Annotated in this window: 24 protein-coding genes; 22 read left to right on the top strand and 2 right to left on the bottom strand. The window is 30.7% G+C overall.

What is annotated here, in order from left to right:
* Positions 1–11: 11 nt before the first annotated feature.
* From buk to glmM, 11 genes are all read left to right on the top strand, one after another.
* On the top strand, positions 12–1,082 hold the full coding sequence (buk, locus tag B3B03_RS05850) for a butyrate kinase (protein WP_346876695.1): 1,071 nt from the start codon (positions 12–14) through the stop codon (positions 1,080–1,082).
* Positions 1,083–1,091: 9 nt separating this feature from the next.
* A complete protein-coding gene (locus tag B3B03_RS05845; RefSeq protein ID WP_346847777.1) occupies positions 1,092–1,769 on the top strand; it encodes an ATP-binding protein in 678 nt (225 codons plus the stop codon).
* A 193-nt stretch (positions 1,770–1,962) separates the two neighbouring features.
* On the top strand, positions 1,963–2,172 hold the full coding sequence (locus tag B3B03_RS05840; protein ID WP_035133400.1) for a 4Fe-4S binding protein: 210 nt from the start codon (positions 1,963–1,965) through the stop codon (positions 2,170–2,172).
* A gap of 16 nt (positions 2,173–2,188) precedes the next feature.
* Complete coding sequence (locus tag B3B03_RS05835; RefSeq protein WP_035133402.1) at positions 2,189–3,259, top strand: 3-methyl-2-oxobutanoate dehydrogenase subunit VorB; 1,071 nt, start codon at positions 2,189–2,191, stop codon at positions 3,257–3,259.
* Complete coding sequence (locus B3B03_RS05830; protein WP_035133404.1) at positions 3,259–4,011, top strand: thiamine pyrophosphate-dependent enzyme; 753 nt, start codon at positions 3,259–3,261, stop codon at positions 4,009–4,011. Before B3B03_RS05835 ends, B3B03_RS05830 begins: the two co-directional genes overlap by 1 nt.
* A 1-nt stretch (position 4,012) precedes the next feature.
* Entirely contained in the window at positions 4,013–4,546 is a 534-nt protein-coding gene (locus B3B03_RS05825) for a 2-oxoacid:acceptor oxidoreductase family protein (protein ID WP_346847776.1), read from the top strand.
* A gap of 619 nt (positions 4,547–5,165) precedes the next feature.
* Entirely contained in the window at positions 5,166–5,960 is a 795-nt protein-coding gene (locus tag B3B03_RS05820; protein ID WP_346876694.1) for a polymer-forming cytoskeletal protein, read from the top strand.
* 79 nt (positions 5,961–6,039) lie between these two features.
* Positions 6,040–6,663, top strand: a complete 624-nt coding sequence (locus B3B03_RS05815; RefSeq protein ID WP_346847774.1) for a DUF4004 family protein — start codon at positions 6,040–6,042, stop codon at positions 6,661–6,663.
* Between the two features lie 34 nt (positions 6,664–6,697).
* Positions 6,698–7,594, top strand: coding sequence for a polymer-forming cytoskeletal protein (locus B3B03_RS05810; RefSeq protein WP_346876693.1), 897 nt, complete (start codon positions 6,698–6,700; stop codon positions 7,592–7,594).
* A 40-nt stretch (positions 7,595–7,634) separates the two neighbouring features.
* Positions 7,635–8,930, top strand: coding sequence for an MFS transporter (locus B3B03_RS05805; protein WP_346876692.1), 1,296 nt, complete (start codon positions 7,635–7,637; stop codon positions 8,928–8,930).
* 217 nt (positions 8,931–9,147) lie between these two features.
* Entirely contained in the window at positions 9,148–10,497 is a 1,350-nt protein-coding gene (glmM, locus tag B3B03_RS05800) for a phosphoglucosamine mutase (RefSeq protein WP_346876691.1), read from the top strand.
* Positions 10,498–10,543: 46 nt separating this feature from the next.
* Here glmM and B3B03_RS05795 read toward each other — a convergent pair whose 3' ends face one another.
* Positions 10,544–11,023 (bottom strand): hypothetical protein, encoded by a 480-nt coding sequence (locus B3B03_RS05795; RefSeq protein WP_346869291.1) that lies wholly within the window; start codon positions 11,021–11,023, stop codon positions 10,544–10,546.
* Complete coding sequence (locus tag B3B03_RS05790) at positions 11,014–11,229, bottom strand: helix-turn-helix transcriptional regulator (RefSeq protein WP_035133418.1); 216 nt, start codon at positions 11,227–11,229, stop codon at positions 11,014–11,016. Before B3B03_RS05790 ends, B3B03_RS05795 begins: the two co-directional genes overlap by 10 nt.
* Positions 11,230–12,162: 933 nt before the next feature.
* Between B3B03_RS05790 and glmS the strand changes: the two genes are divergently transcribed.
* The 11 genes from glmS (at position 12,163) to B3B03_RS05735 (ending at position 19,839) form a co-directional block, all read left to right on the top strand.
* Positions 12,163–13,989 (top strand): glutamine--fructose-6-phosphate transaminase (isomerizing), encoded by a 1,827-nt coding sequence (glmS, locus tag B3B03_RS05785; protein WP_346876690.1) that lies wholly within the window; start codon positions 12,163–12,165, stop codon positions 13,987–13,989.
* Positions 13,990–14,394: 405 nt separating this feature from the next.
* Positions 14,395–14,736 carry a cupin domain-containing protein gene (locus B3B03_RS05780; RefSeq protein WP_346847767.1) on the top strand — a complete coding sequence of 114 codons (342 nt, stop codon included), beginning with the start codon at positions 14,395–14,397 and terminating at the stop codon, positions 14,734–14,736.
* Between the two features lie 17 nt (positions 14,737–14,753).
* Positions 14,754–15,968, top strand: a complete 1,215-nt coding sequence (locus B3B03_RS05775) for an NAD(P)/FAD-dependent oxidoreductase (RefSeq protein WP_346876689.1) — start codon at positions 14,754–14,756, stop codon at positions 15,966–15,968.
* Between the two features lie 14 nt (positions 15,969–15,982).
* On the top strand, positions 15,983–16,201 hold the full coding sequence (locus B3B03_RS05770; protein ID WP_150845930.1) for a DUF1450 domain-containing protein: 219 nt from the start codon (positions 15,983–15,985) through the stop codon (positions 16,199–16,201).
* 156 nt (positions 16,202–16,357) lie between these two features.
* Entirely contained in the window at positions 16,358–16,678 is a 321-nt protein-coding gene (locus tag B3B03_RS05765) for a hypothetical protein (RefSeq protein WP_346847765.1), read from the top strand.
* Entirely contained in the window at positions 16,641–17,003 is a 363-nt protein-coding gene (locus tag B3B03_RS05760; RefSeq protein WP_346876688.1) for a hypothetical protein, read from the top strand. Before B3B03_RS05765 ends, B3B03_RS05760 begins: the two co-directional genes overlap by 38 nt.
* Before the next feature lie 269 nt (positions 17,004–17,272).
* Positions 17,273–17,689, top strand: coding sequence for a hypothetical protein (locus tag B3B03_RS05755; protein WP_346876687.1), 417 nt, complete (start codon positions 17,273–17,275; stop codon positions 17,687–17,689).
* Between the two features lie 13 nt (positions 17,690–17,702).
* On the top strand, positions 17,703–17,903 hold the full coding sequence (locus B3B03_RS05750; protein WP_346847762.1) for a helix-turn-helix transcriptional regulator: 201 nt from the start codon (positions 17,703–17,705) through the stop codon (positions 17,901–17,903).
* Between the two features lie 52 nt (positions 17,904–17,955).
* Positions 17,956–18,171 (top strand): hypothetical protein, encoded by a 216-nt coding sequence (locus tag B3B03_RS05745; RefSeq protein ID WP_346847761.1) that lies wholly within the window; start codon positions 17,956–17,958, stop codon positions 18,169–18,171.
* 176 nt (positions 18,172–18,347) lie between these two features.
* Positions 18,348–18,965 carry an HD domain-containing protein gene (locus tag B3B03_RS05740; protein ID WP_346847760.1) on the top strand — a complete coding sequence of 206 codons (618 nt, stop codon included), beginning with the start codon at positions 18,348–18,350 and terminating at the stop codon, positions 18,963–18,965.
* Positions 18,966–19,134: 169 nt separating this feature from the next.
* Complete coding sequence (locus B3B03_RS05735; RefSeq protein ID WP_346876686.1) at positions 19,135–19,839, top strand: 4Fe-4S double cluster binding domain-containing protein; 705 nt, start codon at positions 19,135–19,137, stop codon at positions 19,837–19,839.
* Positions 19,840–19,921: the final 82 nt, after the last annotated feature.

Raw genomic sequence — 19,921 nt, 5'->3', positions numbered from 1 at the left:
GGAGGAAGAAAATGGGACATAAACAATTGATAATAAATCCAGGTTCAACATCAACAAAGATAGGTGTATATGATGATGAAAATCCTATATTAGTTGAAACTTTAAGACATTCAGCAGAAGAAATAGGTAAATACAAAGAAATATATGACCAATTAGAATTTAGAAAAGAAGTAATATTACAAGTACTAAAAGAAAAAGGCTTCGATATAAAAGAATTATCAGGAGTAGTAGGTAGAGGTGGACTCTTAAAACCTATCGAAGGTGGAACTTATAGTGTAAATGATGCTATGATTAAGGATTTAAAACAAGGAGTTTTAGGACAACATGCCTCTAACCTAGGTGGAATAATAGCCCATGAAATAGCAACAGAAATAAATGTACCATCTTTTATAGTAGATCCAGTTGTGGTTGATGAGTTAGAAGATGTGGCTAGAATATCTGGTATGCCAGAAATTGATAGAAAGAGTATATTCCATGCCTTAAATCAAAAGGCTGTAGCAAAGAGATATGCTAAAGAAACAAATACTTCTTACGAGGAGCTAAACCTTATAGTAGCTCATATGGGTGGAGGAATATCAGTAGGAGCTCATAAACAAGGAAGAGTTGTAGATGTAAACAATGCACTAGATGGAGAAGGACCATTCTCACCTGAAAGAAGTGGAGGACTTCCAGTAGGAGATTTAATTAAACTTTGCTTTAGTGGAAAATACACCATGGATGAAATAAAGAAAAAGATAAATGGTAAAGGTGGAATAGTAGGTTATCTACAAACTAATGATGCTAAACTTGTGGGAGACAGAGTAGCAGAAGGAGATAAGGAAGCTAAATTAATATTTGATGCTATGGCATATCAAGTAGCTAAAGAGATAGGAAGATGTGCTACAGTATTACAAGGAAAAGTTGATGCAATATTACTAACTGGTGGAATTGCATACGGAAAATATATAGTAGAATACATTAAAGAAAGAGTAGAATTTATATCACAAGTAGTTGTTTATCCAGGTGAAGATGAATTACTTGCCTTAGCAGAAGGTGGACTAAGAGTATTAACAGGTCAAGAAGCTGCTAAGGAATATAAATAGGGTGAAGATATGAGTAGAATAAGGGTTTTTACAGGTCACTTTGGAAGTGGAAAGACAGAAATAGCAATAAATTATGCAATTAAGTTAGCTAAAGAAGGGAAAAAAGTAGCCCTTGTAGATTTAGATATAGTAAATCCATATTTTTGTATTAGAGATCTTACACAGGAACTTAAGGAAAAATATAATATAAAGGTTATTTCTTCAAATCCTGAGTATGTTAATGCTGAACTTATGGTGGTACCAGCAGAAGTTAGAAGTGTATTTAACGATAAAAGTTATGAGGTAATTTTTGATATTGGAGGAGATGACTCAGGAGCAATAGCTCTTGGTCAATATAACAAACATTTTAAAGAAGAACCTTATGATATGTACTTTGTGATAAATGGTAATAGACCATTTACATCTAATGACAAAGATACTATAGAGTTTCTTAGAGATATAGAAAGAGCTTCAAGATTAAAAGTAACTCATCTAGTATCTAATACAAACTTATCATATGAAACTACAAAGGAACATATAATTAAAGGGGATATGGAAATAGCAGAGATTTCTAAAGAATTAGATATTCCTCATGCATATACTGTGTGTTCTGAAGAACTTGTAGATGAAGTGGAAGGTAAAGTTTCAGGAAAGATATTTCCAATTCACATATATATGTTGCCACCATGGAGAAAAGATTCAATTTAGCACTAATTATCAAGTGCTAAGTTGACATCTTGTACTAAAAAGTGATAAATTATATATATGTAAACGTATTTATTCTATTATCCTTAGGTATATGGGACAATAAAATGTAAACGTATTACAGCTTAAATGTAGGTCTTAAACAATATATAGTAAATAAAACATTCTAAACTTTCTATATAAGGAGGTAAGTATTATGGCAAAGGTAACTTTTAGGGAAGAAAGATGTAAGGGATGTGGACAATGTATAATTGCATGTCCAAAACAAATCATAACTTATTCTGAGGAACTAAATGTAAAAGGATATCATCCAGCTACAGTTACAGAAGAAAATATGCCTAAGTGCATTGGTTGTGCATCATGTGGAAAAATGTGTCCAGATCTTGTAATTACAGTGGAGAAATAATAGGGGGGAAAGATTCATGTCAGAAAAAGTTTTAATGAAGGGTAATGAAGCCATAGGTGAAGCAGCTATCCAAGCTGGTTGTCAATGTTTCTTCGGATACCCTATAACACCACAAACAGAAATATCAGCATATCTTTCAAGAAAAATGCCTAAAATAGGTAGAGTTTTTCTACAAGCTGAAAGTGAAATAGCTGCAATAAATATGGTATATGGAGCAGCAGGAACTGGAGTAAGATGTATGACATCTTCAAGTTCACCTGGAATAAGCTTAAAAGCAGAAGGAATATCTTATATAGCAGGTGCAGAACTTCCTTGTGTTATCATTAATATAGTTAGAGGTGGTCCAGGCCTTGGTGGAATTCAACCAGCTCAATCAGACTACTTCCAAGCTACTAAAGGTGGTTCTCATGGAGATTTCAATATGCCAGTATATGCACCATGTTCAATTCAAGAAATGGTAGATTTAGTACAAGATGCTTTCGATGTAGCTGATATGTACAGAACTCCAGTTATGGTTATGGGAGATGGAATGCTTGGACAAATGATGGAGCCAGTAGAGTTTAAAGAAAGAAGTGAAAAAAACCTTCCAGAAAAAACTTGGGCTGCTAATGGATTAAACGGAAGAGCTAACCATAATGTAATAAACTCCTTATACTTAAAACCTGAAGGCCTTGAAGCTCATAACCTGAAATTACAAGCAAAATATAAAGCTATAAAAGAAAATGAAACTAAATATGAATTATACAATTGTGAAAATGAAGTAGATTTAATAATGGTTGCATACGGAACAACTTCAAGAATATGCAAGACTGTTATAAAATTAGCTGAAAAAGAAGGAATAAAATTAGGTTTAATAAGACCAATAACATTATGGCCTTTCCCAGTAGAAGCTTTTGAAAAAACTGTGGACAAAACTAAACATGGTTATGCATCAATAGAGCTTAGCTGTGGTCAAATGGTAGAAGATGTTAGACTTTCTGTTGAAGGAAGAAAACCAGTATTCTTCTTTGGAAGATCAGGTGGAATGGTTCCAAGCCCTAATGAAGTCCTTGAAAATGTTAAAAAATTCATAGGAGGTGCTAAATAATGGCAATAGTATTTCAACCAACAAAAGCATTATTAGACGTGCCTACCCATTACTGCCCAGGATGTACCCATGGAATAATCCACAGACTAGTAGGGGAAGTACTTGAAGAATTAAATGTTATAGATAAAACAATAGGTGTAGCTCCAGTTGGATGTTCAGTTCTGGCATATGACTACTTTGCATGTGATATGTTTGAAGCTGCACATGGAAGAGCACCAGCAGTAGCTACAGGAATAAAAAGATCTAATCCTGATAAAGTTGTATTCACATATCAAGGAGATGGAGACTTAGCAGCTATAGGAACAGCAGAAATCGTACATGCAGCTACAAGAGGAGAGAACATAGTTACAATCTTCGTAAATAACTGTATTTATGGTATGACAGGAGGACAAATGGCTCCAACAACATTACCAGGACAAGTTACAGAAACTTCTCCATATGGAAGAGATGTTAAACTTCAAGGTCATCCAATAAGAGTTTCTGAAATGATATCTACATTAGATGGTGCTTGCTATGTAGAAAGAGTATCAGTAGATAATGTACCACATGTAAATAAAGCTAAAGCTGCTATTAAGAAAGCTTTCCAAAATGCCATTGCTGGAAAAGGTTTCTCAATGGTTGAGGTTCTATCAATATGCCCAACTAACTGGGGATTATCAACACAAGAGTCACTTGGATGGTTAAGAGATAACATGATGCCATTCTACACTCTAGGTGTTAAAAAAGATACAACAACTGAGGAGGGGAAATAATATGGCATCACAAGAAATAATATTTGCTGGATTTGGTGGACAAGGAATATTATCAATGGGTAAATTCTTAGCTTATGCTGGAATGGATGTTAATATGAATGTTTCATGGTTACCTTCTTATGGACCAGAAATGCGTGGAGGTACTGCAAACTGTTCTGTTATTGTTTCAGATGAAGCTGTTGGTTCTCCAATAGTAACTAACCCTACATCACTAGTTGTTATGAATAGACCTTCCCTTGATAAGTTTGAAAAAGAAATTTTACCAGGTGGACTATTAATATTAGATAGTGACTTAATTGAGAGACCAGTTGAAAGAGAAGATATTGAAGTTATAAAAATACCAGCTCAAACAGAAGCTGATAACCTTGGAAGTAAACAAATTGCAAACATGGTGCTTCTAGGAGCATTAGTTGCAAAAACACAAATAGTTTCTATGGAAACTTTACTTCAATCTCTAAGAGATCACGGAAAAGAAAAATTCTTTGAAATCAATAGAAAAGCTTTAGAAATTGGAGCATCATACGTAGTAAAATAAGCTTATTATCTAAAAGTGGCTTTCGCAAAATTAGCTAATCTAAAAGAAATGTTGAGCATGCCCATATATTATTAACGCTCAGCCGTTTCGGAATATTGATTTACTAAAGCATTTATTCAAGGTAAAATCTACAATACAACAACTCGTATACACTCAAACAGGTTGTATTGCTTACGATTTTACCATTCATAAATGCTAAGTAGTCAATGTTTTGGAGGTTCTTCTAACAAGTTAGAAGAACTAAGTTCGAATAACTAAATCAAAGATTTAGATTCTTACTTATGCAAATGGCATTCGCTAACAATAATATAAAAGGCAAGCTCAACATTTTTAAGATTAGTAATATATTTTGCGAAAGCCACTTTTTTATATATAACTAAGTAAGAGAATAAGGATAAAAGTAAAAAGTATAAAACTTATTGTTTAAGTTTTATACTTTTTATTTATGACAACAATTGTATAAAAATTGAAAAAAACTATTTACAAGCGTAACAATGTTATGTTACTATAATATTATGATAAAAGATGGTTGAATATATGGCTATTTACTATATTAAGGAGCTGTGTGTAATTATTTGATGTAACATTATTACGTGAAAATAAAATGGAGGTATAAATTATGGTGAGTAATGAACAGTTTGGAGATTTAAAAATATCAGGTTCAGGGAGTGCGGCAGGAGGAAGATATAGGATTGCATCTATCAGTGGAAGTGGAAAAATTGTTGGAGATGTAAACTGTGAAAAATTTAGTATTAGTGGTAGTGGAAAAGTTGAAGGTGCTGTTATAAGCAATGGTTTTAGTATTAGTGGATGCGGAAAGGTAAGTGGAGACTTAAACTGCGTTACTGGTAGTATCAGCGGAAGTGGTTCTGTTCTTGGTTCTATTCATGCAAAGAAATTTAACATCAGTGGAAGTGGTAAAATAGGAGGTAACTTTAAAGGTGAAGAGCTCACTGTGGCAGGATCAGGAAGAATTGAAGGAAGAATAAATGCAACAAATGTTAAGCTTTTAGGTGCAATTAGAGTAGGTCATGGTATTGAGGGAGAGATTATAAATATTAAAGGTGTACTAAAAACCCTAGGAATGGTAAATGGGGATGAAGTAAATATAGAGTTAAATGGTGGTTGTGAGGTTGAAGAAATTGGAGCAACTAAGGTAAGAGTTTTAAAGGAATACTCTACTATGAATGCTATAGGAAGATTTATTTGTAAATTATTTAGTAAGAACTTTGGATATTTAACTACTAGAACTATTGAAGCTGATGAAATTTATTTGGAAAACACCATAGCAGATGTGGTTCGTGGAGGAAAAATTACCATAGGAGAAGGGTGTAAGATTAAAAGAATAGAATATAGTGAGAGTCTTGAAAAACTAAATTCAGAATCTGTTATTGAAGAGGAAATGAAACTATAGATTTTAAAATATTTTAATTACTAAAGATAAAAAGTTAAATTAAAGCTAAAAACTAAACTAAAAAAGAGGAGGAAATAAAGTGGAAGAAGAGTTAATTTCTAAAAAAGAAATATTAGATATGACGGGAATATCTTACGGACAACTGTATAGATGGAAGAGAAAAGAACTTATTCCAGAGGAGTGGTTTATAAAAAAATCAAGTTATACAGGTCAAGAAACATTTTTCCCTAGAGAAAAGATAATAAATAGAATAAATAAAATTATAGATCTTAAGGATGATATGCCTTTAGATGATTTAGCAGTTATGTTTACTAACAAACCTAAGGTAGATGATGTAAGTGAAGAGTATCTTATAGAAAAGGAAATTATAAGAGAAGAAACCCTTCCTATATATAAGGATATATTTAGAGAAAAGGAAGAATATAATTTTAAAGATGTGTTACTCATGGATATTCTTCAAAGGGAATTTGACTTAGGAAAATTAACCATTAGTGAAATAGAAATTATACTAAAGCTTATTAATAAGGAATATAAAAATATAGAAGAAAAGGATGGAACACTATATATCATAAGAAGATTAGGAATTGGAATTTGTGTAGTAGCATACAGAGAAAAAATAATTGTGGATGATGGTAGTAAAATCATAGGAGAAATAAACATTAAAAATATTATAGAAAATCTTAAAATGAGATTAACGCTATAGTTAATAATTAATAGTATAAAAATGGGGTGTAAAAATGAATTACGACAATTGTAATGATTTAAAAATAAATGATGACTGGATATCAGAAGGTGGAAATTATAGAGATATAAAGATAAGCGGAGATGGAACTATAAAAGGGGATGTTAATTGTAGAACTATCAATGTTAGTGGAGATGCAGAATTAAAAGGAAATGTATACTGTGAAGACTTGTTTAAGGTAAGTGGAGATGTGGACATAAAAAATAACCTGCAATGTGGAACTTTAAGGGTTAGTGGAGATGTAGATATCCATGAAAACTTATATGTAAAAGACGAATTAAAGGTAAGTGGAGATGTAAATATTGATGGAAGAGTGGAGTGTGGAACTCTTAAAATAAGTGGGGATATAGAGGTAAAAAGTAATCTATATTGCAGTGGTCTATTTCATTTAAGCGGAGATGCGGATATGGGAGGAAACTTGAAAGCAGATAAAATAGAAGCTTCAGGAGATATAGAATGTGGAGGTAAAGTTACTGGGGGAGATATAGTCATATCTGGAGATATAACTATAAAGGATGGCATAGAAGGAGAAAAGATAATTATAAGTGGGGATATAAACAGTAATGGACTAATAAATGGTGATGAGATATACATTACCATGTCAGGAAACCATCATATTAAAGAAATAGGTGGAAGATTTGTAGCAGTAACAGAAAATATATCAAGGAATGGAATAATAGGTTCACTATTTTCAAGTTCATTTAAAAATAAAGGAAGCCTTCAATGTGAATGTATAGAAGGAGATGACATACTACTTAAAAATTCTAAGGTAGATATAGTAAGAGGCAAAAATGTTACTATAGGAAAAGGTTCAATAATTAACAAAGTTGAATACTCAGGGGAACTTATTATAGAAGATAATGGGATAGTTAAAGAATCTGTAAGGATATAAGCAATTAACAGTAAATGTACTTTACAATGAGGGGGAAATCATGGAGGATAAATTAAAAAATCATGGAGAAAATATAAGGTTATGGAATAAGAATTTTTTCTTGCTTTGGCAAGGACAGCTAGTATCTATGCTTGGGGACATATTATATATGATGGCATTAAACTTTTGGATACTAGATATTACTGGATCTACTGGACTTATGGGACTTTTAAGCGCTCTTACAATGCTACCAAGGATAGTTTTAGGACCTTTTGCAGGAGTCTTTGTAGATAAGTGGAATAGAAGGAATATCATAGTTATAACAGATTTTATAAGAGGTGTAGCTGTTACTTTTGTAGGTATTGCAGGTATATTTGGATTTATACAGGTATGGATGGTATTTGTAGTAGGGATAATTAGTGGATTATGTTCTGCTTTCTTTGGTCCAGCAGTAAGTTCTATAAAACCAGAATTAGTTCATGAGTCTAAGTTTGTGAAGGCTAATTCGGTTACAAGTCTTGCAACATCTGGTATGGATATGATAGGGAGTGCTGTTGGTGGAATTATATATATTACAATAGGTGCTCCATACATGTTTTTAGCTAATGGTGTATCTTATTTAATTTCAGCTTTTACAGAAATGTTTATAACTGAGCCTAAAAGAGAGAAAAAAGATGATAAAATTACTTTTGTAGATGACTTTAAAGAAGGATTTAAATTCCTTTGGAACTTTAAGACATTAAGAAACTTATTCTTACTTGCATCATTACTAAATCTGTTTGCTAATGCTGCATTTATATTAATACTCCCATATTTTAAAACTATGCCCTTTCTAGGTGAAGAAAGGTACGGATTTTTTATGGCAGTGATTCCTATGGGAATGTTAATAGGTAGTGGATTTTTATCTATAATTAATATAAAAAAGAATCAGAAATTTAAAATTTATAAATTTGGTGCATTGATATGTCTTGGAACATTACCTTTTGTATTTATAGTGGAAAATTTTTATGTAATGATACCTATAGCATTTATATCCTTTTTATGTAATGTAGTCTTTAATACTATATTTAATTCTGCAATAATGCTTGTAGTACCATCAGATAAGAGAGGAAAGATTGGAGCATTAATGAATACCATAAGTGGAGGGCTACAGCCAATAGGAGCTTTAGTTGGTGGAGTCTTAGGTGAAATTTTACCTATAAGAGTAGCTGTATTATCCCTTCTAGGAATATCATTTATATTCACTATAGCCTTGGTTTTTGTTAAAGGAAGTAAAGAATTAATGGAGTATGAAAGCAGTGATGGTACTGTAGAAGAGCTTATAGAGAAAACAAATAGTATTGTGTTAGAAAGTTAATATGAGATAGGAATAATATATAATAAAAGCAACACAGTTTTTGTGTTGCTTTTATTCGTATAGAATGTATAATGGTAAACTGTTATTGTTATGATACATAATTTGTATTATAATTAACCTGTATGTTGTAATGAGAATTTCACATAGTGATGTAAACTTAATAGAAAAATAAGATTATTGAAGATAAAAAATCATACTAAGAGGAGAAGATTTATATATGAGTAGAATGTTTGGAACTGATGGAGTAAGAGGAATTGCTAATAAGGAATTAACTGTAGACCTTGCATATAAACTTGGAAAAGCGGGAGCATTAGTTTTAACTCAGTGCACTAGCAAACCTAGAATAATCGTAGGAATGGATACAAGAATATCTGGAGATATGCTTGAATCAGCTTTAGTTGCAGGGATATTATCAGTAGGAGCAGAAGCTCTTTGTTTAGGAGTAGTTCCAACTCCAGCCGTTGCATATTTAACAAAGAAGTATAAGGCAGAAGCAGGGGTTGTAATATCTGCATCACATAATCCTGTTGAATATAATGGTATTAAGTTTTTTAATAAAGATGGATTTAAATTAAGTGATGAATTAGAAGATAAAATTCAAAAGTTAATAGAAAGTGATTTTGAAGGAATCAATATTCCTACAGGAGGAATGTTAGGTAGAAAATACATAGGAGAAGATGCTATAAATGAATATGTAGAATTTGCTAAATCTACAATTGATGGTGATTTAAGTGGTATGAAAATTGCCGTTGACTGTGCCAATGGTGCAGCTTATAAAACATCAGTAAAAGCGTTAAAAGAACTAGGAGCAGAAGTTTTTATCATTAATAGTGATCCAGATGGAATCAATATAAATAAGGATTGTGGATCAACTCATCCTGAGGATCTAATGAAATTTGTTGTTGAAAATAGATGTAACTTAGGATTAGCTTTTGATGGAGATGCAGATAGATGTCTCGCAATAGATGAAAAAGGAAATCTTGTAAATGGAGATTTCATGATGGTAATAGCAGCTAAACACCTTAAGTCTATAGGTAAATTAAACCATGATACAGTTGTTGTAACTGTTATGAGTAACCTTGGACTTCACATAGCTTTAAAAGAAGCTGGAATTAAAACTGTTAGTACTAAAGTTGGGGATAGATATGTATTAGAAGAGATGGCTAAAGAGGGCTATTCTATTGGAGGAGAGCAATCAGGTCACGTTATATTCTTAGATTTCAATACCACAGGAGATGGTTTAGTTTCAGGTCTTCAACTTGCAGAGACAGTAAAGAGTACTGGAAAGCCATTAAGTGAACTTGCAGCAACAATGAAGGAATTACCACAAGTATTAGTAAATGCTAAGGTACCAAACAACATGAAGGACATCCATGAAAAAGATGAAGAAATCATGGCAGACATAAAAGCAATGGAAGATAAAATGGCAGGTTGCGGTAGAGTGTTAATAAGACCTTCAGGTACAGAACCGTTAGTAAGAGTAATGCTAGAAGGTGAAAATCAAGAAGAGATAGATAAAATGGCTCATGACCTAGCTAAAAAAATAGAAGAAAAAGCAAATAGATAAAATAAGACCCGTGAAATTTCACGGGTTTTTTACTTATAAAATTCAATTAGAGTTTTTTACTATAGTACACTTGCAGAATGACAAATATAACCATAAATATAATAAGGACAGTCCATAGAGTCCAGAATACAGCAAGGTTAAAAATTCCAGATATCATCAAACCGATATATGCAAGAATATTTATTATAATAGCAGCAGAGTACAAAGATTTTTGTGTGATCAATTGATTTCTTTCATCTTGTTCTTCTAATCTTTTTTCTTTTAATTTCTTTTCATCTTTTAAAAGTTTTTTTATCTTAATGATAAATATTAAACCTATTGTAATTAGTGAAGCACCGATTCCTGTATAAAATCCACTTAAAAAGTCAGGTAAATAATTATATTTTCCAACAGAGAATATAAAGCTAATAGCTAGAGTGGCTACTCCTAGAATAATCACAATGTAAAGTAAAGAAATTCTTTTCTTTAGTACTTTTTTGTAGTCCTTATCCGTTGTTGCATTAGATATAATGGCTTTTAATAACATAAATTTTCCTCCTCCAAATCAAAAATAAAGATATCTTCAATATTCATTTCAAAATATTGAGCAATTTTATGGGCCAACACCAATGAAGCTTTATACTTCCCGTTTTCTAAAGAGATAATTGTTTGTCTAGTAACATCTACAGCATCAGCAAGTTCACTTTGCGTAACACGTTTTTCTTTTCGAAGTTCTTGGATTTTATTTTTCAACTTATCACATCCTGTTCTATTAATATTATTTGTAATAAATATTAGAATTTAAATGTATAGTATGCTTTACAATTTAAGTATAGTATACTTTACATTGAATGTCGAGTTTACTATACATTTTTATATTATTTATTTTATATTTTAAATGTGAAAAACCTGGAAGACCGCATGGGGAGAACAACTAGTTAACTAGTTATATAGTTTTATAGGTAAATAGATTTATAGTTTCATAGTTAAATATTTATATATAAAAAATTTTAGCTATGTTTATATATAAATATTTGTATAATTCACATTGAAATTAAATAAATATTAATAATTGTGGAATTAATTTGAAATAAAATAATATTTAATTGAATAATATTATAATTAGGATATGTATATATATAGATGAATTTCATTTAATAGACACTATTAATAAATACCATTGACCAAAATGTATTAAATGAATATAATATAATGAGGTTAATTGGTTTTAGATTTTGGATAAATAATTATTAAAATTTGGTTTTAAAAATTAATTTTAATATTAAGTTCACAAACTTTATTATTCTTTATATCGTATATGTGGAGTATGAGTAGAGGAGAGTATATAAAATGTGGACATCCTAACTCTTTTAAAATACACTTTGAAAACCAGGTGTTGGGAAGGAGGTAATAGTCTAACCACGTAACTAAGCGCCAGGACTCTGAGGAGTTGACGAGGATGGGGAGTATCGAATCTTCGGCGGGTGCCCCACGGTATCGCACTACCGTTAACGATTGATAAAGACAGGAAGTGATTCCTGTTACAAAGCAATCTGGTGTAAAACCTTAACTAAATGTGGATAAGTTGATAAGTATTTTTAAAAAAATACTAAATCAAAGGTTTTTCTTGTTCATATAGAGTTAATCTAATTTGAAATAGAAGACATTTAGGAGGAAGATTTTTTTATGTGCGGAATAGTAGGTTATTTTGGAAAGAGAGAAGCAGCACCACTGCTTATTGAAGGATTAAGTAAACTGGAGTATAGAGGATATGACTCAGCTGGAGTATCTATACTAAATGAGAAGGGTATTGATCTTACAAAATGCAAAGGTAGACTTGCAAATTTAGAAGAAAAGTTAGAAGAAGATCCAATAAAAGGACATATAGGTATAGGACACACTAGATGGGCTACTCATGGTAAGCCATCAGATTTAAATTCACACCCTCATACTAATGGGGATGGAACTATATCTGTAGTTCACAATGGTATTATAGAAAACTATATGGAACTTAGAGAATGGCTTATGGAAAAAGGCTATGAGTTTAAGTCAGAAACAGATACTGAGGTTATTCCAAACCTTGTAGATTTCTACTATAAAGGGGATTTGCTAAAGGCAGTAATGGAAGTCACTAAAAAGCTAGAAGGAAGCTATGCTATAGGAGTTATAGCCGCTAATGAGCCTGATAAACTAGTAGCTGTAAGAAATGAAAGCCCATTAATAGTTGGTCTTGGAGAAGATGAAAACTTCATTGCTTCAGACATACCAGCTGTATTAAATCAAACAAGAAAAGTTTATCTTTTAGAAGATAAAGAATTTGTTGTTATGACTAAAGATGGAATAAAAATATATGACCAAAATGAAAAAGAAGTTAAGAAAGAAGTATTTAATGTAACTTGGGATGCTGATGCTGCTGAAAAAGGTGGATATGATCACTTCATGATGAAGGAAATCCATGAGCAACCAAAGGCTATAAGAGATACTATGGCTTCAAGGATTATTCCTGGTCAACCTATAAGAATCGATGATATAACTATTACAAAAGAACAAATAGAAAAATTAAACAAGGTATATATAGTAGCATGTGGAACTGCATACCATGCTGGATTAGTTGGAAAAAATATTATTGAAAAACTTGCTAGAATACAAGTTGAAGTAGATATAGCATCTGAGTTTAAATATAGAGATCCAATAATAGACGAAAACACTCTTATGATAGTTGTTAGCCAATCTGGAGAAACAGCAGACACTATGTCAGCTTTAAGACTTGCTAAGAAAAGGGGTGCTAGAGTAATAGCTGTTACTAATGTAGTTGGAAGTTCAGCTTCAAGAGAAGCCGATGATATACTATACACTTGGGCAGGCCCAGAAATAGCAGTTGCATCAACAAAGGCTTATGTAACTCAATTAATAGCTATGTACACAATTGCTCTATTCTTTGCAGAGCAAAAGGGTACAGTACCTCAAGATAAGATAGAAGCTATTAAAACAGAAATGTTAGCTCTTCCAGAAAAAGCAGAAGCAGCACTTAAGTGTGATGATGCAGTTAAGGCTCTAGCAGCTAAAACTTGCTGTGAAAATAACATGTTCTTCCTAGGAAGAGGCCTTGACCATGCTGTAGCAATGGAAGGATCTTTAAAATTAAAAGAGATATCTTATATTCATTCAGAAGCTTATGCTTCAGGAGAATTAAAACATGGTCCAATAGCTTTAATTGAAGAAGGAACAGTAGTAGTAACTATGGCAACTCAAGAAGACTTATTTGATAAGACTGTAAGTAATATGAAAGAAGTTATTGCAAGAGGAGCTAGAGTGTTTGCAGTGGCTCAAGAAGGTCACACAGATATAGAAAAATCTGTAGAATCAGCAATCTACATTCCAAAAGTAATGGACTTATTAGCTCCAGTTATAGCTATAATTCCAATGCAACTATTCTCTTACTACATGTCCATGGAAAAAGGTTGCGATGTAGATAAGCCAAGAAACCTTGCAAAATCAGTTACTGTAGAATAGATAGCTGAAACGTAATGTAAAAATATTTAATTTTAAGATAAATATTGATTATTTGTAATAAAATCGAATTAAAAATTTATAAAGTGGAAAAACAAATAAGACTAGACATTTTAAAATAAAAATGTCTAGTCTTTTTTTTATAACTTCTTACATTTTTTATTATTATACATATTGCTATCAGCGGTATCCAATATAGATTGCATTTTTGAAGTAATATGTTCATTAGTAAATACGGATTTTAATACCCTTGCAATTTTTCTAATAAGCATATCACCACTTAAATGCAAAAAGAGTTATTATTATATTTTAAAAATATAGTTAATAATAATATGAAAATTACACAATACTAAGAGTATAAGATTTATATTATATAATACTAACACAAAGATGAAGGAGAATTAATTTATGAAAATAGAAAAAATATCTGACAAAATAATGTACAATGATGAATCCTTAACTAAGAAAATAATTTACAAAGAAGATAAGATATTGAATTTTGTTTTAAATTTTAGACCAGGGCAAGGTGTGCCACCACATAATCATGAGCAAAGTGATTTACTTATTCATGTACTTTGCGGAGATGGCGAAATGACTGTAGATGAAAGTTTAAATAAAATAACACAAGGAGATGTAATTCATTGTAAAGGAGTAGAGGTGTTTAGTATAAAAAATACTGGCAATGATGATATGTCATTATTTGTAGTATTAGCTCCAAACCCATCAGCAGTATATTCAAAAGGAATATAAAAGGGGGGTGAATTAATATGACAAATAGGATTATTATAATCGGAAATGGAATAGCAGGAATTACTGCGGTGAAAGCCATAAGAGAAGTAGATAAAGAGTCAGAAGTATTTATATTTGGAGAAGAGAAATTTTACCCTTATAACAGAATAAAATTGTCTAAGAATCTATTTGATGAACTCTCTGAAGATAATACTCTTCTTCTAAAGAAATCTTGGTATGAAGAAAATAAGGTTAATATTTACGTAAGCAAAAAAGTGGCAAAGATTAATATTGAAAATAAAGAAGTAGTTTTATGTGATAAAAGTATACTTAAGTATGACAAACTTTTATTAGTAAATGGAGCAAGAAATAATAAACCTCCAGTTGAAGGCATAGAAAAACCAGGTGTCTTTAACTTAAGAACGTTACAGGATGCATGGGATATTAAAAGTAAAATAAAAAAAGGTGAAAGTGTTATAAACATTGGTGGAGGAATACAAGGGTTAGAAACTGCTTGGAATTTGAATCAGCATGGAATCAACGTTTCTATTGTTGAGATTCAATCTAGACTAATGCCAAATCAATTAGATGAAAAGGCATCTAAAATACTTCAGGATTCAGTAGAAAAGTTTGATATTAATATACACTTAAATACGAGAGTTAATAAAATAGCAGGAAATAATGAGGTTGAAGGTGTTGTAATAAGTTCAGATGAATTTATGCCTTGTAACAAAGTTATATATTCTGCTGGAATAAAGCCTAACATAGAAATGTTTGAAGATACGCCTATTAAGTGTGAAAAAGGAATTGTTATAAATGAGAAGATGGAAACTAATATAGCAGATATATATGCAGCAGGTGACGTTGCTGAACTTGATAACTTTGTTCCAGGACTGTGGAATATATCAATAGGCCAGGGTAAAGTTGCAGGATATAATATGATAGGAAAAGATAGTACTTATAAGCATATTGTTCCTGTTACTACTTTAAACGCTTTTAAATTATCCTTATTTTCTATGGGGTGTGTAGATGAAAATAATGCAACTAATGTTCTTGTAGAGGATAATGATGAAGGTCAATATATGAAGGTATATATACGAGATAGAAAAATAGTAGGGGCCATTGTAATTGGAGATACGAAACGATCACCAATATTAAAATCAGCCATAGAAAAAGAAATATCCTTAGAAGCTATTGATTTATCTAAAATTTCAGTAACAGAATTATTGGATAACATACAAAGTAAAAAATAAAGGAGAGAATAAATATGACAGAAATAAAATTTTGTGAAAATAATTTTACATATGGAACTGAAGATACCATGAAGAAATTACAAGAGAATTATCCTGACGTAGATGTAACCGTAGAATCATGCTTAGGATATTGTGGAGACTGTGCCACTAATCCATATGCACTTGTTAATGACGAAATGATTCTAGCGGATTCGGCAGATGAATTATATGAAAAAATTGAAGAGTTAATATAAAGTCCTTGGCTCATATTGATAACATATAAACACGCTCTATTTCAATAATTTATTTCCCTAACTTAATTATATCACTTAAAAAATGCAAAATATAGACTTAAAATTTCTAAATTTTGCTATTAAACTAAAGATAATAATTGTTTAGGGGATGGTGATTTGTACAAAGATTTATTAAAAAATAAAAACTTTACTTTGTTATCTATTGGAGGATTTATTTCTTCTATAGGAGATTATCTTTACAATATAGGTGTAACTGTATACATATATAGCTTAACAAAATCCGTTGGTGCGGTGGCACTTATGTGGCTTTCTAGGGGTGTTTTAAGAATTCCTATGCTTTATTTATCAGGACTCATAGCTGACTCTTATAATAAGAAAAGGGTTATTATGGTTACTAATCTAGTTAGTGTGATTTTTGCATTTCTCTTTATTTTTATTAATGAACAGAGATTCTGGAATAATAAAAAGTGGCATTGAAGGATATAAGATATTTACAAGATATTCCAGTGCTAAAACTGTATTTATTATAATGAGCATGTTTGCAGTATTAGGAAGGTTTTATGAAACCTATAAAGTAGCAGTTTCTGATATTTTATTAAATCTAAATCCAGAAGGCATTATTTACTTTTCTTATGCTCTGGCTCTTGGAGGACTTTTAATTGCTACTCCACTATACAATTTAATTGGTATAGGTAACTCCTTTACAAGTATTGCAGTTATACTAATTATTCTATGCATCTTCAATCTAAAAAGGAGTTTTAATAGAGCTGTAGATGAAGTTTTAGATATTAGCGAGATATAAGTATATTCAATAATTACAGAAGCCTATATATTAATTTGCTAGTTAAATTAATATATAGGCTAGTTTTGCTTTATAACTAATCAAGTTGCCTGCTGCTCTTGTTATTGAACAATATGTAGATTATCAAGAGTAATTTTCCATAACACTGTCAAAATACAATGGTACTAACAAAATAAATTAATTCTTGACATCTCATTCAACATAGATTAATATGAAATTAACTTCACATGAAGTAAACTTCATATTACACTATGTTAGGAGCGATTCGTTTGAAAAATAGATTTACTGAGCTTTATTTATGCTCATTGGCAATTCTCATAATGGGTTTATTTGAAATAATTTTTAATTATACTAGAGCTAGTATTACAGAAGTATTTTATTCAGGTATTATAATGTTTTTCGTAGGGGTAGGGTTTTTAGTTTTAGCTATAACTTCCCACATTAAATATAATGCTAATAGAAAACAGTTGGAAAGAGAGATGTCAAAAGAATATGATGAAAGAGATGATTTAATAGAAGGAAAAGCTTCACACTTTACCATGAGAATTCTAATGATTGTGATTATACTTATGATGTTTCTTTCAAAATGGATTACAATTCCAACAAATGCTGCTTTATTTATAATTATAATATTTTGCATGATTACGAATATATTAGCTAAAAAATATTATAATTATTTTCTTTAATTAGGAGAAGGCTATGAAAAATAGGATAAAAGAATTGCGTTTAGAACATAAGATAACACAACAAGAATTAGCAGATAAAGTATGTGTGTCTTCAAGAACAATTATTTCTTTAGAAAAACAACAATATAATCCATCTGTTTTATTGGCATATAAAATTTCTTCGGTCTTTAACCTACCAATTGAAGAAACTTTTATATTTGAAGAAGATGACTAATTATAAAAATGTATGCAATAAAATAATAAAATAATGAGCGGAGGAAAATATTATGATAATTGAAAAACTATTATTTATACTTTTCGGAGTAGTATTAACATTATGGGGAGTATATAGAATGAAAACAGATAAGGCGTTTGTAGGGAAAACGCAAACAAGAAAAAATATTTTTAACCTTTTAATATTAGGAGAAGCTTCTGGAATAGGCCAATTGTTAGGTGGAATTACGTGTATAGGTTTAGGAGTTTTATCTTTTATAATTAAGTAATTTGTAATATTGAGTAGTTAAAGTTAATAAGAAATGAGATAAAAACCATGATTCTTAAAAATAAGTTTCATGGTTTTTTCATTTAAAGGAATTTAAATGGTGACTATAGAATAATCTAGAGAAAGTTATGAAAAAATTTAAACTATTAATCTATTTAAGTAATAAGGAGAAGAATAATGGAAGAATTGAAATACAAAGTTCCAAGTCGGAGGATTGCAGAAGAAATATTAAAGGAAGCATCTATTTTAAATCCTGGTCCATGGGTGGAACACTCAAGATATGTAGCAGAGGCAGCGGCCTTAATTGCTCAATATGATAGGGATTTGGATGAAGATACAGCTTATGTACTGGGATTGCTTCACGATATTGGAAGAAGGAATGGTAGACATTATGTAAGACATGCTATTGATGGATATAATTATGCATTAGAAAATGGATATGATTTTGTGGCTAGAATTTCAATCACTCATGGTTTTCTATGCAGTAATGTAGATGATATATGTGGAGAAATGGATTTAACTAAAACAGAATACGACTTTATTAAAAATTATTTAGGTAATATCGAATATAATTCATACGATAAATTAATTCAATTATGTGATGTATTAGCTCTTCCATCAGGATTTTGTTTAATAGAAAAAAGGATGGTTGATGTGGTTATGAGATATGGATTTACTGATTTTACACTAGAGAAATGGAAAAAAACCTTTGAAATAAAAGAATATTTTGAGAGCAAAATAGGAAAATCTATTTATAGTATCCTGCCAGGAATAGAAAAAAATACTTTTGATTAAACTTTTAAAGAAAGTGCAAAACATGTAAGTATAAAATTGTTAAAAAGAAAAGAGAAACTCCTGAAGAATGTATTATAAGAAAAATTAAGGAAGGGATTAATTGTAAAATTAGCAATTTGAAACTATTTAAAATTTATGTTATCAATTCTTTGAGTTAGGAGAAAGTATTGTGAGGGAGAATGAATTAAAGTCATATCTAAAAAGTCTAGGGGCATCATTGGTTGGATTTGCAGATTTAAATAGCGTTAATACCTCATTGCATAATAATCTAAAGTATGGTATTGCATTTGCAATAAAATTTAAGCCTGAAATTATACAAGGTATTTATGAAGGACCAACAAAAGAATATTATGATGAATACAAAAAAATAAACAAAGAACTTGATGATATCGCTATATGCTGTGTAAGATACATAGAGAAGCAGGGATATAGTGCACTAGCTCAAACTTCAACATATGTTACTAGTGATGAAAATTTGACTACTTATTTACCACATAAGACAGTTGCTACACGGGCAGGAATGGGTTGGATTGGCAAAAATGCTCTTTTAGTTACTCAACAATATGGTAGTGCAGTTCGTATCTCTTCAATACTAACTGATATGCCAGTCATACCAGATATGCCTATCAATGATTCTAGGTGCGGAAAATGTAGTAAGTATGTTGATGCTTGCCCAGCAACAGTAATAAAAGGTGATTTATGGAATATAAATTCAACAAGAGAAGAACTAATAAATCCTTTTAAATGTCGTAAAAAAGCAAGAGAACTACTAAAACAAAGAATAGGAATAGAAATGTCTTTATGTGGAAAGTGTATTGAGATATGTCCATATACACAGCAATATATTAAAAGAAATTCCCATAGGTGTGATTAGAAATATTTTAGTGATATTTTAAGTAAGAGATAAGAAGGCTAACTAAATTAATGTTACCTGATTTTCTCTTTTTATTTTGAAG

The sequence above is a fragment of the Clostridium sp. UBA5712 genome (assembly GCF_002419845.1).
Classification (GTDB): Bacteria; Bacillota; Clostridia; order Clostridiales; family Clostridiaceae; genus Clostridium_J; species Clostridium_J sulfidigenes.
This window is presented reverse-complemented; position numbering and strand designations above follow the sequence as displayed.